Genomic DNA, 14,085 nt, shown 5'->3' on the forward strand with positions numbered 1-14,085 from the left:
AACAGAAAGATCAACTGGTAGTAATCCGTACTGAACATATTATACATTATTTTCAGTATAGTTGAGCTTATTATTGACTAGAGTCATGCTCCCCCAGCTACGCCCTGGATGAGGCGGTGGTGGACTACTATTACCGGGCAGCCCACCAGGCGGGGGCTCAATTTGCCCCCCGTTCTTTTCTCACCGGCAGGCTCAATTTGCCCATCCAAGACGACTTTCGCGTGGTGGCCAAGCCCATGGCTCTGGTCTGGGGAGAACAAAATCGTCTCACCGGCCCAGAACAGGCAGAGCGGTATCGCGCTTTGCGCCCGGAGGTGCCGATATACCGGTTGCCAGGGGCTGCTTTTCCGCACATTGAAGCGCCGCAGACCTTTTTGTCGGTGGCTTTGCGCTTCTTGGCCGAAGCCGATCCTGCCCTGCCGGGATAGACAGATGGGGGATCCCTTTGCCCCTTGGCAGAAAAAAGTGGGAGATTGGCGCAAGAAGCAGCCCTGACATCAGGGGGAACGACCGTACTCTCGGCTGACGCGACCACCCCCAGCCACTTCCCTGAGGGGAAAGGGGAGTTGATACAAGCCCGGCAACTTAAGTGGGCTCCCCGGCCTTATCTTCCCAGGGATCACCATCCACAGGAGTGGAGCTGGAAGGAGGAGGGGCAGGCTCAGAAGGAGGGGCCTCTTCTTTGGCATACTCCTGTTCCCAAGCCGGTTGTTCGGGGGCGGGTGCGGGCTCAGGCGGGCGTGGACGCACAGGCTGCGGCTCAGGTTCAGGCTCTTCTTCTGCGTAAACGTCTTCTTCTTCGGCTTCGTATTCCTCGTCGTATTCTTCTTCGTAATCTTCCTCGACGGCGGAACTCTCGACAGCACTGGGCAGGGCAGGAGCAGGGCTAACTCCGGCTTCCCAAGGGGGCTTGCCGATTCCCAGGGTTTCCAAAATCCCCTTGGCCAGTTGGGTTAGGCGGGTCTCGGCGCCATCGGCAACAATGAGGCGATCCCCGCCCACAGAGACAATCTCATCGGTGGAGAGCAGATAGGTGCTGAGGATGAAGCCGGGTAAAAAGGTGAGGCCGAGGTTGGAGAGCACCAAACCCGTGATGATGCCGGAGACGGAGTTGAACTCAAAATCTTTAACTTTGCCAAGGCGGATCCCTTCTTCGGTTACCACCTCGCTGCCAACCACGCGACTCAGGCCCTCCAAGTCCAAGTTGTCGAAAACTTCTTCGCTGGGGACAAGAACTGCATCCTGACCCAACGCTGTTACCTGCCGCAGCTCCATCAAACGGGGGGATCCGGCAAGGGCTTTTTCCAGCACCCCCAGCACCAGAACCTGCTTGGCTTCCAGATCCGCCCAAACTTCGCTGACTACCCCAAGCCGGGCTGCGTTGCCCTGGCTGATCACCTGCGTTCCCAGAACCTGTGACCGCCGACGAACCTCTGATCGCACCAGCGCAACAGATCCTTTCCCAGTCGTCATGATGGTTTCCCCGTCGTAAGTCAAAACGTTCCCGTTGTTGGGCTGCGTGTCTGACACAGTTCGCCAGAATTAAGTAAGTTAATAGTACCACTGCCTGTCTCCTCCCTCGCGGGCTGCCCAGGTGGGATCCCGGCCAATCTGCCTGCTCCAGGCCAGAAACTGCTCTGCCATCGCGCCCAGGGAATAGTGCTCTTCTGCCCGTTGCCGACAGCGGCTCCTGTCGATGTGATCTAGGCGCTCTACAGCCTCTGCCAAAGCTGCCACGTTGTCCGGCTCGACGATCCAGCCGGTTTCTCCATCGCTGACAATTTCCGCGGGCCCACCCCGGCGGTAGGTAATCACCGGCACGCCACAGGCCAAAGCTTCCACCGCCACCAAGCCAAAGGCCTCCACCCACTTGGGGGTCATGATCAAGGCTGAGCATTGCCCCAAGATCCGCTGCATTTGCGGGGTGGGCAAAAACCCTCGGTAATCCAATTGGGCATGCGGGTACTGCTCTTGGATCTGCTGCCAGTAGCCTGGCTCTTGCAGGTGGCCTAGGATCACCACCGGCCTTCCCGTCTTCTCGGCCAGGGCAGCACAGTCTTCTAGGCCCTTCTCCGGGGCAATGCGGCCAATCCAACACAGGGATCCATTCCCCTGGGGCACAAAGTCGTAGAGGCGCAGATCCACCCCGCAGGGCAGATAGACAAAGGGATCCCGACCTGCCGCCATCTCGGCTCGGGCAAAGGCAAAGGTCTGGGCTTGCGCCCGCGAATGCACCGCCAGCCGACCAGGATAGCGATGGGCAATGTGCTCTAGAGCCTGATCGACGGCATCGCTGAGGGATCCCATGCTAACAATGTGGGCCACCGGGGTGCGGAAAAAATCCGTCAAATAAAACGAGAGCCAATCGTAGCTCCAGTTCACGATTAGATCGAACTGATCTTGCAGGTGGGCAGCCCGCTGCCACAGGTTGGCCAGCAGAGAGGGGGTGTGGATCAGAACCGGCTGATCGCGGCGCTGGGTCTGCGCATAGGCCGGGGGAAGGCCCGCCACCGGCTCGATCACCTCCTCCGGCAACTCCGCCATTCGGGATCCCACAGGGGCCAACACCCGCACTTGGGATCCCATCTGGAGTAAGACACGCGTCAGGTTGGCAAGATTGAGCTCCACACCACCACCGGCCCCGGATCCCAGAGGTCCAACAGGGGTGGAGAGGAACAGATAGCGGTAGGGACGAGCCATAGGGAGAGCCTCGGTAGCTCAGCCCATTGTCTTCTCAATCCGGATACCCGACTCCTTTTGCCTGGCCTCAAAGCCCACAGCCTGCCCAGAACTTTATGAGGCTTTGGCTACAAAAATTTCTCCCTTCTCCACCTTGACCTTGTAGATGGCCAGGTCTGCATTGGCCGGGCCACGGGTACGGCTGCCATCGGCAGCAAAAGCCGAGCCATGACAGGGGCAGACAAAATTCTCGCCCCGCCAGTTCACATCACACCCCGCATGGGGACAGGCGGCATCCAAAGCCAGCAGAGAATCTTCTTTTTGCGGATCCCCGACCAGCCAGAGGGTGGCGGTGTTTTTCCCAAAGGCGTTTTCCACCTTGAAGGGGCCATCTTTGAGATCGGCCAGAGTGGCAACTTTCACAAACTCCGGCTCAGAAGCCTTAGAGCCAGAAGCAGTTCCCTGGGCCAGGGCAAAACGGCGCCGGGTAAACCCAGGTAACCAACCCACCAACGAGCCAAAACCGAGAGCCAGCCAGCGAAGAAAACCACGACGATTGTTGTACATGGCTATGTGTCCTTGGAGGTGTGCAAAATGTAGGTCATGAGCCAGCAAAAGACCGGCCCCTTCAGAAGGGATCCCCGTACAAATGCTGCCCTTAACATTTTGTTACACCGGAACAGTTTCGGCCAGGGCCAAGCCGCACTTTTTCCGGCTAGAGTACGCAGCAGCAGGCATCTTGGTTGCTTCATTGATTTGGCCGATGGGATGGGATCCCTTTCGGCTGTTGTACGCCTGGAGCCTAGGGTCGGGAGGTAAACAGCTCAGCAACCGTGCAGACAAAGCCGGGCAACAGGGGAGAAGACAACGCATCCTGAGCCAACAGCGTTTCTACCAAGACCAACTGGGCCTGTTGTCTGCGATACACCTCTACTCTCTGAGCCAGCCGATCGACGATCCAGTACTCTTGCACCCCATGCACAGAGTAGAGTTTCCGTTTTGCCAAGCGGTCTCGATCCTCATGAACTTTTCCAGGTGATAGGACTTCAACCACCAGCTCAGGGGCACCCCGAAAATGTCCTGCTTCATCTTGAATCTGTGATAGCCGCTCATAACTAACCCAAACAACATCGGGAGACACATTATCAAATTCGGAAAAGAGGATCCCTGGCATGATTGAGGGTTCTCCCAATCCTGTTTCTAGCGACCACCGATGCAGTGCGGAGAACAAACACCCGATAATGTGCTGATGTTTGTGATGAGGAGAGCGAGTCACCAGCAGTTCTCCGTCGATGATCTCGTAGCGGATCCATTCATTCTCTGGAAGAGCCTCGATATCCCGAGTGGTCCAGCGTACTTCTGTAGCAGTCATTAGCTATCCCTATAGCAATAAATGGTGCTATGCCCAGGGCACCCTGCTGCTGTACCTACGACACTGGGCCGACAACTGCAACGCTGTCGCAACAGCGGGAACCGCACTTGGCGTAGCCAAATCTTAGCCCAGGATCCCGTTCACAGAAGCGAGACGGAGTCCTTCCTCTCTAACCACGACGGCTCAATGGGTAGAGCTTCTACGGAGCTGAACTATCGGTTGAGCTATCGTGTGGGGCTAGTTGGGATAGATGCGCAAGCGGCGGTTGGGCTCTTCGCCAAAGCTTTGGGCCCGCAGGTGGTAATGTTCCACCAACTGGTGTTGGAGCTTGCGGATCAGAGGCGAACGGGGCAAAAGTTCCACCGGCTGAGACTTGGGAATGACAATTTGCTCCACCGCCAGGCGGGCTTCTTCCAGAGCTTCGGTTTCATCGCCTGAGCTGGCGCGAATGAACAGCTCCAGGTCGGAATCGGATCCCTCTTCGCTTTCAATGTTGAGAATATGGCGCAGGGCGCGAGCCAGGGCAATCAGAGTATTGGCCTTGACGGTGTGAATCGGGATCTGGCGGGAGTAGGCCATCTGCTGGATCTTGGAACGGCTGCGCACCTGGGATCGCAAGGCCAAGACAATGTCTGCCTCGTCTAGATCTTTGGTGACATCCGCCGACAGTTTCAGGGTTTGGATCACCTGCTCCAGGTAGAAGCGGCTCACTCCGTAGGGGTAGATCATCAGCGGCCCATCCGGATTCTGCTGCCGTCCTGTCGGGGCTAGGGCGGATCCCTCCCAGTCCAAATCTTCTTCATCAGAGCCCGATTCCGCTTTGGATTCGGCCACCACCTGAGGGGCAGGACGGGATCCCGCCGGCGTTAACGGGACAGAGTCCTCTTGCCTATCCAGGAGCAAACCCGATGCTCCTCCCTGCGGCGAGCGACTTTCAAGCGGCTCTGAAGGCAGAGCTTCCATCCGTCCAGAGCGTTGCCATCCTCCCCGCTCCCGTGCTGCGGAGATTGTGCTGCCGGCAGGGGGCCATTGGGGGCCAGATAGAGCCGGGCGCCCGTTTGCGCCAGCGGTGCTCCGCACTATCACCACCTGGCCGCGTTCGTCTAGACTGCGGGTTTGGGTCAGGGGCTCGCGGTTGCGCAAGAGGCGATCCACAGTGGCGGCCACATCTTCATGGATGACCCAGCGGGATCGCTCCAGCATCTCTATGGCAATCTCAAACGTAGGGGGAGCTTTGCGCTCCAACACACTCTTTTGAGAGCCGCGCCGCCGCGCCTCTTCATCTCCTAGGGTGACGGATTGGATCCCGCCTACCAAGTCGGAGAGGGTGGGATTTTTGATCAGGTTGTCGATGCGGTTGCCATGGGCGGTGGCCACCAGTTGTACCCCCCGCTCGGCAATGGTACGAGAGGCCAAAGCTTCCAGTTCAGTGCCGATCTCGTCGATAACTACCACTTCGGGCATGTGGTTTTCCACTGCCTCGATCATCACCTTGTGCTGCAGCTCTGGGCTGGCCACCTGCATCCGTCTGGCCCGACCAATACCCGGATGGGGCACGTCTCCATCGCCGGCAATCTCGTTGGAAGTGTCGATAATGACCACTCGTTTGCCCAGCTCATCCGCCAGCACACGGGCAATCTCCCGCAGGGCCGTGGTTTTGCCCACCCCTGGTCGGCCTAGCAACAGCATGGAGCGCCCCTGTTCCACCAGGTCGCGGATCATGCTGATCACGCCGATAACGCAGCGACCCACCCGACAGGTAAGGCCAATGATCGTGCCTTGGCGGTTGCGAATGGCACTGATCCGGTGCAGGGTAGAGGCAATGCCTGCGCGGTTGTCACTGCTGAACTCTCCAACCCGGCTGATCACCTGATCCAAGTCGGCCCGGGTGATCACGTCCTCGGAAAGGTAATCGGCAAAGCCGGGGAAGCGGGCTTCGGGGCGGCGACCCAAATCCAGCACCACCTCCACCAATCGATCCAAGTGGGGATGCTGTTCTAGGCGCTCGCGAATCGGAGCCGGCAGGATATCCAAAAGCTTGCTCAGGTCGTCGCTGTATTGAACCTGGCCGGGAAAGCCGGTACGTTCACGTAAGCGGTGCGGAGCACTTTCCGGATCCATCGACGGACTTGGGGTTGAGGGCTGTACGGGGAAACTCATGGCTGAGCAACGTCGTTAAACGCAGGAAAAACAGGTTTGCCTAAAAGCAACGGATCGCCGCTTTACTTGCTGCACCAACTGCTTGGCCAACGGGATCCCTGCCGCCAATCCGGGATTCCATCCTGACTCCGATGAGCTGTGAGCTGGCCCTTCCAGATAGGCTGACACCAACTGTCGCGCATAGCTGCCGAAGGCCACCCCCGCCACTGGCCATCGGGGATCCAACAGCGGCACCGTTTGGGCATTGGTTCCTCCCGCCAATTGCACATAGCCTGGCAGACCCATATTCAGTACCTTCTCGGCCAACTTTAGGGCAGCTTTGCCGGTGCCAGCTCCAATATCCCCACTCATAGGCCGGCCATCCACCTGCCAGATCAACACCTCCGGCAAGGGATCCATAAGAGCCAGCAAATCCCTCAAGTAAGCCTCTAGGCCCGGGCCATCGTTAAAGCTAATTGAGATTGCCTGGAGCTGAGGTAGCCAGGGCTTCAGGGATCCCCACAATTGCTCGAATGACCTCTGGCGACCGATGCAGGTGTGAATCTCCACCGCTTGAATGCCCAGCTCGACCAAAGGCGGCAAAACTTCTGACAAAGCGACCTGGTAGCCGAAGGTGGCAATGCGCCGGTGGGGGCAAACCGGCTCGCAGCGCCCACAGCCGTAGCACAGCTCTGTCTGGATGTGGACTTGAGCAGGAAGGGCTGCCTGGGTCAAGGCATGGGGAGGACAGACTGCCAAACAAGGCTGAGGACAGTCGGCAGGACAGACGGGAGCCGTCAGCACCGCCTTGCGGAAATGCACGTCTTCGCCGTCATTGACGCTGACCATCAACCAAGGGAACCCCGCCTGGGGATCTTCGGCTTGTGCCCGTCGGATCCCTTCTTGAGCGGCCCGCACAATGGCCGGATCGGCAGCAACATCAATGCAATCTGCCCCGGCCAGCGTGTAAAGGAAAGCCAGCTCCCGAACCGAGGGCAAGTGGTGGAAACTTGCACCGCAGATCAGCTTAAACCAGGTACCCTGTTGCAGCGAGGCGGTTGGCAAGGTCACAGGCACGAGAAACCGCTAGCAGGATGGGGATCTGAGCCGCAGGCCATCTACTTGAGATGGTAGCAAAGAAATTTCCAGGATCCTGAAGAGAGCATGACTCTAGTCAATAATAAGCTCAACTATACTGAAAATAATGTATAATATGTTCAGTACGGATTACTACCAGTTGATCTTTCTGTTTACTTTCGAGTCTGCCAACATGGTAGCCAAAGCAAAGCAGAAAATTGGTAGTAAGACGACACGGAAACTGCGCTTTGGGTATTCTACTCAAAGCTTTGCGGGATACCGCCATTCTGTTTGGACTCCGTCCCGCTGACGCGAATGGAAACAAACAGAATGCTATCGCTGCATAGTTGAACAGTGATGTTCAGCAGTGTTCAGCGTAAATGTATCAGGTTCAGGCGCTCTGCAGAGGTTGCCAACGAATTGACCGTTCTCGGCCCAGTTCCACCACAAACTTCACTCCCTTGTCTTCCCGACTCAGCTTCACCAGGTAGGAGAGTTCCTGTTGGCTGAACACATGCCCCTCGTAAAACCAAAACACCAACCCCTTAGCTTTTGGGGGCAAGGTGGCCCGATACTGCTCGATCAACGCGGGAAAGAAATAGGTGCGCCGCTCCGATTTGCCCAGCGTGGCAGGCCGTACCCCATGAATGCGCGTCAAATAGCTGGCCAGATCCCCGATTCCCTTACTGGAGAGGGTGACCACCTCATACCCAGCTCCGCGCAGCCGCCGCAGGTAGTGCCCTTCGGATCCCCCCTCTGGGGTTACAAAGATGGCCAAAGCCCCAGATTGCTCCAGTTGCTGCACAAACTTTGCACCTGAGCCGACCAGCAGCATAGGAAGAACTCCATGACTCGTCTAGGGTTGGACAAGCAGCCCACCTGCGCTCATTGTAACGGGATGGCGCCTGAAGCTGGGGATAGAAGCTGCCAATGGAACCCATAGAATACTGGCTATCTCCCTGTTTTGCAGAAGGGAGCGTAAAGAAGGGTTAAGATACGGGTAACCTGCTTGCAGGTCTCAACCCACAGGTGGCGGACAAAGGCGGATGGATCCCCCTAGTAGGGATGGCCTCCCCGCCACTTACACAGCGACAACAGATGAACCTCATCATGCGACGACGCGAGCTGTTGACCTTGGCGGTGGCCGGGTTGATTACAGCACCCCTCAGCTTAGCAGGAGAGCAAAGAGCAATGGCCCAACAGACTTATCCCTTCACCAAAACCGACGCCGAGTGGCGGCAACTGCTCACCGAAGAGCAATACTATGTGCTGCGCCGAGAGGGCACTGAGCCCCCCTTCCGCAACGCTTACTACGACAACAAGGCCCCAGGTATCTATGTCTGTGCCGGCTGTGGTCAGGAGCTGTTTTCCTCGGCGGCCAAGTACGACAGTGGCACCGGTTGGCCCAGCTTTTGGGAGCCGATTGCTCCCCATGTGATCGGCACCAAGACGGACTGGAAATTGTTTGTGCCCCGCACGGAAGTCCACTGCTCTAACTGCGGTGGGCATCTGGGGCATGTGTTTCGGGATGGCCCCCCACCCACGGGTTTGCGCTACTGCATCAATTCTGCTGCCCTCAAGTTCATCCCAGCCACCACTTAGAAATCCTCTTGGCTCCAGCTAAAACTGAGCCGCCTGTCTGGGTGAGCCTATGTCGGACTACACGTTCCTGGATGCTGCTTCGATTCTGCTGCGGGAGGGCCTGGAAGCTCTCTTGGTGCTGGTGGCACTGCTGGCCCTTATGAGCAAGAGCGGGCAATCGGCTCAGAAGCGCTGGGTGTGGATAGGGGGATCCGCGGGCTTGCTGGCAGCGGTGATGCTCGGTCTGCTGGTGAAGCTGTTTTTCCAGCAGATGCTCACCCACACGCGACAAGAGGTGCTGGAAGGGATCACCGGGCTGGTGGCAGCAGGTTTGTTGTTCTCGGTCAGCCTTTGGTTGCACCGCCGGGCTGCAGTGGCTTCTTGGCAAACCTTTGTGCGGGAACAGGCGCAGGCGGCACTGGCCACGGGTCAGGTTTTTTCCTTGGCTTTTCTGGCCTTTGTGGCGGCGTTTCGCGAGGGGGCGGAAACGGTGCTGTTTTATGTGGGGTTGGCCCCTTCCCTCTCGGCAAAAGATTTTTGGCTGGGGATCGGCCTGGGATCCCTGGTGTTGGTGGCGGTGGCGATCTTGCTGCTGCAGGTGGGGCTGAAATTGCCGCTGGGAGTTTTTTTCCGGGGTCTAAGTCTGCTGATTTTCTACTTGGGCTTTAAGTTTTTGGGCAGTGGCTTGCACGCTCTACAGGTGGCGGACTGGCTGCCCATCACTCCTCTTGTTGGGATCCCAAAGCTGCGCTGGCTGGGCATATATCCCACTTGGCAGACGCTGCTCCCCCAACTGCTGCTGCTGGGAATAGCCTTCGCCTTGTGGGTGGGGCAATGGCTGCGAGCTGATCCGGCTCGAAAGCTTTCTTCGTGAAAAACGTTCTCCACGAGCCCTGTGGATTCCACCAGCCTTGAGCTTGATGAGTCCTGGTTTTGGTTTCGATGGATGGCAACCAAAAGGCTGCACCCAGTCAAGCCTTCCAGTCCAAGAAAGCAAAGCCTACCGGCAGGGATCCGGCAGGCCGCTGGATTTTGTCGGAGATCCCCAGTAGGAAACCCTGTCGATCGCTACGGAATCGACAGAGAGCATCCACTCTGTGGGGTTCCCGAGAATCAGGTATCGTAGACCCGGCATTCAACAGCATCTGGGTTTTCAGCGCAGTGCTTCTCTAGGCTGCTGGGAGTCCTCGGCTGGTGGCTGCGAGCTGCCAGCACTTCTTCAACCGCATCCCAGGCCGCACGGCAGTGGGGATCCCCTTCGCCGTACTCAGAGCAGACGTTGCGAGCATTTTCCAGCTCTTTGGCGATCACTTCAGACAGTCCCATGTTCTCAAGCTCCTTTAGACTAGATGGGGCCGGTGGCCCGCTGATGTAACCGGTTGACGCAGAACCTGTAGGGATTCGGTGTAACCGAGGATCAACAGGTAAAAACCAGCCGATCCAGACGGGGAATAAGTTCAGGATAATGACCTTGTGCCAACCGAATTGATCAACCGGATACATTACCTATTCTAAACAGTGACGGCAGGGGGGTGCAGCTGCGCTTTCGCGATCTCTTTGGGATCAGGATGCGCAGGGATCCCTCAGGCTCCAAACAGTTGTTCAATCCGTTGCCGCACCTGCTCTGGGGATCCCTGTTGACGCACTTGACCTTCCGAGAGCAAAATCGCCCCGTCTGCCCATTCCAGTTCCGCCAGCCGATGGGTTACCCAAAGGGCGGTGATGCCTTCTTGATCCACCAGTTGCCGGATGCACCGCAGCAAATCCGCCTGGCTGTCGGGATCCAACAGGGCTGTCGGCTCGTCCAAAAGCAGCACCTCGCTGCGCCGGGCCAAAGCCCCTGCCACCGCCACTCGTTGCTTCTGTCCGCCGCTGAGGCCATGGATGGGCCGACGGATCAGGTGCTTTAATCCGACTTGCTCCAAGGCTGTTTCCACCCGCTGGTGAATTTCCGCCAAGGTCAGAGCCTCTGCTCCCAAGCCAAAGGCCACATCGGCTCCCACCGTGGGCATGAACAGTTGGTGATCCGGGTTTTGAAACACATAGCCCAGCCGACCGCGAATCTCCAGGTGGCCCGAAAGGGGCTGGGGATGGGTCAGGGATCCGGACAACAGTTGCAACAAAGTGGACTTGCCGCTGCCATTGGGCCCCAAGAGCATCCACAACTGGCCCTTGGGAATGACAAAACTGCACGCCTGCAAAACCGGCGGACGTTCCGGCCAAGCAAAGGTCAGGCTCTCCACCCGAATGGCCACCTCAGACATGGGGATCCCTTAGCGGCAGAGAGAAAAGGGCTGTCCTCAGCTTTGCAACTGGGCCAAAAAACCGGGACGGGCTCCCATGGGGCTGGCGCCGCCCGACTTGGAAGTCATTTGCACGCCACATAGCTCACCGGTGAGCAGGAAAACCTTTTTGCCGGTGCGGTCGCAGGTCAGCTCCAAACTCTGAGGGGATCCACTCTGCAGAGCATTGACGATGCTTTGGTAGGCCCGGTTGGCCGCTTCTTCCTCTTTTTGGTGGACAACGATGGGGGCAGGGTTCCCTTTCAGGAGCAGTTCCAGAGTGTACATGGCTGACCGTTGCGTAGTGGGCCGTGGGACAAAAGAGAGGCACCCAGAGGACGCCGTTGGCGACAGCAGGACGAAGTCCTTTTCCAGTATCGCAGGTTGGGCCAGGGTACCGGCAGGCTCAACAAATGACGGGGGAGTTTCTCTCGCCAGATTAGGCCAGGCCGGTGCCGAGAAAAGGCAGCAGGCTAATCAGCAACAGGCCCAACGTGGCCAGGGATCCCGCCAAGAAGGAGAGGGATCGCCCAATGGGAATATCGGCAATGTAGAAAAAGTTGTAGAGCAGCCGCGCCAGCAGAAACACCCCACACAGCACAGCTACCCCTTCATCTCCGCTGAGGCCAAAATACCAGGGATCCGAGTGAGGGCCGGTGATGTAGGCGATCAACGCTGCTGCCGCAAACATCCCAAAGGTCTCAAACCCGTTGGCGTGGGCCCAGGTGGCCCGTTGCCCGTAGGGAGGTAGCCTATCAAACATAGCCCGAGGAGCATGCAGGTCGTAGCCAACGCGGGCACGGGCATAGCCCACCACCCCCATGGGCAGATAGACCAAGAGCATGGCTGCCGCAATAGAGAACAGGGGGATAGCTGCGAGAGGAAGGCTTGGCAACATAAGGCAAAAGGGCGGTGCACAATGACAGAGGAGAGAAAAGAGCCCAGCTTGGGTGGGAGCTATTGCCGGGAAAATCAACACCAAAACCATTATCCATCTATCGGGCTGTCTATCCAGGCAGATGCTTGCGTCAGGAAATCTTGCGGATTTGCCGGCGGCGCTCCTCATATTCAGCGCGGGTGATCAAGCCCTGTTTCAACTGGCTTTCCAACTGCTGTTCGGGATCCCGGGCTTCTCGCCCTTCCACACTGGTCCATTCCAGCTCGATCAGCTCTCGGTTGAATCGAAAATCGAAATCGGCATTGCTCATGGTCAGGATCCACAGCCCTTCCAGCAAACAAAGGGCGCGTACCCCGTAGCTGAGAATCTGCAGCGGGATGGAGGGAACGAACACCATCAGCCCCACCACCAAGTAGCCCCAGCCCCAGCGTTGGTGCCCCATATAGAAGCGCTGCAACCCTGGAATGAACACCCCCAGCATCGCCAGCCAGCCGGCCACCTCGCGGACCAACCGCCGACGTTCCTGTGGGGGCATATCAGGGCCCCTGCTCTCGGCCATAGACTGCACCAGCTAGATGTGCCATTAAGCTAGCTCAGTTTTGGCCGCACAGGGCTCAGGAACTTGGATCCAACCTCAGAAGATTTTTGAGCAGAATCCTGCCGCCTATACTTGATGGGGGCAGTTCGGGGAAGGAACATGGCAGAGCGGGAGCTATCGGTAGCGATCTTGGCAGCGGGCAAGGGCACCCGGATGCGGTCGCAGTTGCCCAAGGTGCTGCACAAACTGGGATCCCTGTCTCTGATCGAGCGGCTGCTGCGCACGGTGCTAACCTTGAAACCCCACCGCTGTCTGGTGATTGTGGGTTATGAACAAGAGCAGGTGCGCCAAGCCCTGCGGGAGTACCCGGTTGAATTTGTGGAGCAGGCCCAGCAATTGGGCACCGGACACGCCGTTCAACAGCTGTTGCCCGTCCTGGGCGGTTTTCAGGGGGATCTGCTGGTGATCAACGGGGATGTGCCCCTGCTGCGGGCAGAAACCCTGCAAGCTCTGGTGGAGCGCCACCGCCAGATGAACCCAGAGGTAACCTTGCTCTCGGCTCAGGTGGCGGATCCCTATGGCTATGGACGGGTGTTCTGCGATGCCCAACAGCAAGTGCTGGAACTGGTGGAAGAGCGAGACTGCACCCCAGCCCAACGGCAAAATCGCCGCATCAACAGTGGGGTGTATTGTTTTCACTGGCCGGCTCTGGCTCAGGTTTTGCCCCATCTCAATCGCAACAACGCACAGCAGGAGTACTACCTAACAGATGCCGTCAAGCGGGTGGGCAAAGCCATCGCTCTGGATGTTGCCGATCCGCAAGAAATTGTGGGCGTCAACGACCGCCGCCAACTGGCCCAGGCGTACCAGATTTTGCAGGATCGCCTCAAAGAAGCCTGGATGGAAGCCGGGGTCACCTTTGTGGATCCCGACAGCAGCAGCCTGGAGGAAACGGTGGAATTGGCCCCCGATGTGATCATCGAGCCCCAAACCCATCTGCGAGGGGTGTGCCGCATTGGCTCGGGAACCCGCCTGGGGCCGGGCAGTTGGATCGAGTCCAGCGAGATTGGATCTGGGTGTCACATTCTCTACTCGGTGGTCAGCCACAGCCGCATCGGCAACCACGTCTGGATAGGCCCCTACGCCCACGTGCGCCCCCACAGCCAGATTGGGGATCATTGCCGCATCGGCAACTTTGTGGAAACCAAAAATACCCAGATTGGATCCCACAGCAATGCCGCCCACTTGGCCTACCTGGGAGATGCCAAGCTGGGATCCCAGGTCAACATCGGCGCGGGCACCATCATCGCCAACTACGACGGCCAGCAAAAGCACTTTACCGAAATTGGGGATCGCAGCAAAACAGGCGCCAACTCGGTTCTGGTGGCTCCTTTGCAGGTGGGATCCGATGTCACCATTGCTGCCGGCTCCACCATCCCTGCCCGCTACCCCCTGCCGGATGACTGCTTGGTGATCGCTCGCTCCCGCCCGGTGGTCAAGCCCGGTTGGCGACCCGGGA

15 protein-coding genes and 1 pseudogene are annotated in these 14,085 nt (G+C 58.2%); 4 read left to right on the forward strand and 12 right to left on the reverse strand.

The window, feature by feature from the left end:
• The first annotated feature begins 116 nt into the window (after nucleotides 1-116).
• On the forward strand, nucleotides 117-428 hold the full coding sequence (locus ACVW0C_RS05625) for an alpha/beta fold hydrolase (RefSeq protein WP_414419818.1): 312 nt from the start codon (nucleotides 117-119) through the stop codon (nucleotides 426-428).
• Between the two features lie 157 nt (nucleotides 429-585).
• Here the strand turns inward: ACVW0C_RS05625 and ACVW0C_RS05630 are convergent, their stop codons facing one another.
• The 7 genes from ACVW0C_RS05630 to ndhN all read right to left on the reverse strand — a co-directional run bounded on the left by ACVW0C_RS05630 (nucleotide 586) and on the right by ndhN (nucleotide 8,102).
• On the reverse strand, nucleotides 586-1,473 hold the full coding sequence (locus ACVW0C_RS05630; RefSeq protein ID WP_011434176.1) for a PRC-barrel domain-containing protein: 888 nt from the start codon (nucleotides 1,471-1,473) through the stop codon (nucleotides 586-588).
• Between the two features lie 78 nt (nucleotides 1,474-1,551).
• Nucleotides 1,552-2,700 (reverse strand): glycosyltransferase, encoded by a 1,149-nt coding sequence (locus tag ACVW0C_RS05635; RefSeq protein ID WP_414330180.1) that lies wholly within the window; start codon nucleotides 2,698-2,700, stop codon nucleotides 1,552-1,554.
• A gap of 93 nt (nucleotides 2,701-2,793) precedes the next feature.
• The gene (locus ACVW0C_RS05640) at nucleotides 2,794-3,246 is read right to left on the reverse strand and encodes a QcrA and Rieske domain-containing protein (protein ID WP_414408871.1); all 453 of its coding nucleotides are present in this window, start codon (nucleotides 3,244-3,246) and stop codon (nucleotides 2,794-2,796) included.
• A 235-nt stretch (nucleotides 3,247-3,481) separates the two neighbouring features.
• On the reverse strand, nucleotides 3,482-4,051 hold the full coding sequence (locus tag ACVW0C_RS05645) for a Uma2 family endonuclease (protein ID WP_414422398.1): 570 nt from the start codon (nucleotides 4,049-4,051) through the stop codon (nucleotides 3,482-3,484).
• Between the two features lie 237 nt (nucleotides 4,052-4,288).
• Nucleotides 4,289-6,172: a R3H domain-containing nucleic acid-binding protein gene (locus ACVW0C_RS05650; protein ID WP_457384633.1), complete on the reverse strand. Its 1,884-nt coding sequence runs from the start codon at nucleotides 6,170-6,172 to the stop codon at nucleotides 4,289-4,291.
• A 54-nt stretch (nucleotides 6,173-6,226) separates the two neighbouring features.
• Nucleotides 6,227-7,267: a Light dependent period protein LdpA domain-containing protein gene (locus ACVW0C_RS05655; protein WP_457384593.1), complete on the reverse strand. Its 1,041-nt coding sequence runs from the start codon at nucleotides 7,265-7,267 to the stop codon at nucleotides 6,227-6,229.
• Between the two features lie 391 nt (nucleotides 7,268-7,658).
• Complete coding sequence (ndhN, locus tag ACVW0C_RS05660) at nucleotides 7,659-8,102, reverse strand: NAD(P)H-quinone oxidoreductase subunit N (RefSeq protein ID WP_414344253.1); 444 nt, start codon at nucleotides 8,100-8,102, stop codon at nucleotides 7,659-7,661.
• A 275-nt stretch (nucleotides 8,103-8,377) separates the two neighbouring features.
• Between ndhN and msrB the strand changes: the two genes are divergently transcribed.
• Nucleotides 8,378-8,869, forward strand: coding sequence for a peptide-methionine (R)-S-oxide reductase MsrB (gene msrB, locus ACVW0C_RS05665; protein ID WP_414380695.1), 492 nt, complete (start codon nucleotides 8,378-8,380; stop codon nucleotides 8,867-8,869).
• A 49-nt stretch (nucleotides 8,870-8,918) separates the two neighbouring features.
• Nucleotides 8,919-9,722: an FTR1 family iron permease gene (locus tag ACVW0C_RS05670; protein WP_457384594.1), complete on the forward strand. Its 804-nt coding sequence runs from the start codon at nucleotides 8,919-8,921 to the stop codon at nucleotides 9,720-9,722.
• Between the two features lie 239 nt (nucleotides 9,723-9,961).
• On the opposite strand, the gene ACVW0C_RS05675 is transcribed toward ACVW0C_RS05670, so the two are convergent.
• The 5 genes from ACVW0C_RS05675 to ACVW0C_RS05695 all read right to left on the reverse strand — a co-directional run bounded on the left by ACVW0C_RS05675 (nucleotide 9,962) and on the right by ACVW0C_RS05695 (nucleotide 12,587).
• Entirely contained in the window at nucleotides 9,962-10,174 is a 213-nt protein-coding gene (locus tag ACVW0C_RS05675) for a CP12 domain-containing protein (RefSeq protein WP_457384595.1), read from the reverse strand.
• 257 nt (nucleotides 10,175-10,431) lie between these two features.
• The gene (locus ACVW0C_RS05680; protein WP_414331746.1) at nucleotides 10,432-11,112 is read right to left on the reverse strand and encodes an energy-coupling factor ABC transporter ATP-binding protein; all 681 of its coding nucleotides are present in this window, start codon (nucleotides 11,110-11,112) and stop codon (nucleotides 10,432-10,434) included.
• A gap of 36 nt (nucleotides 11,113-11,148) precedes the next feature.
• The gene (locus tag ACVW0C_RS05685) at nucleotides 11,149-11,418 is read right to left on the reverse strand and encodes a hypothetical protein (protein WP_414332008.1); all 270 of its coding nucleotides are present in this window, start codon (nucleotides 11,416-11,418) and stop codon (nucleotides 11,149-11,151) included.
• Between the two features lie 151 nt (nucleotides 11,419-11,569).
• Complete coding sequence (locus ACVW0C_RS05690) at nucleotides 11,570-12,028, reverse strand: MAPEG family protein (protein WP_414344246.1); 459 nt, start codon at nucleotides 12,026-12,028, stop codon at nucleotides 11,570-11,572.
• A gap of 130 nt (nucleotides 12,029-12,158) precedes the next feature.
• A complete protein-coding gene (locus ACVW0C_RS05695) occupies nucleotides 12,159-12,587 on the reverse strand; it encodes an SHOCT domain-containing protein (RefSeq protein WP_414384099.1) in 429 nt (142 codons plus the stop codon).
• Nucleotides 12,588-12,725: 138 nt separating this feature from the next.
• Between ACVW0C_RS05695 and glmU the strand changes: the two are divergent.
• Nucleotides 12,726-14,081 (forward strand): annotated as a pseudogene (gene glmU, locus ACVW0C_RS05700) (bifunctional UDP-N-acetylglucosamine diphosphorylase/glucosamine-1-phosphate N-acetyltransferase GlmU); the annotation flags it as partial.
• Nucleotides 14,082-14,085 lie beyond the last annotated feature (4 nt).

The organism is Thermostichus sp. OS-CIW-26 (genome assembly GCF_054058395.1).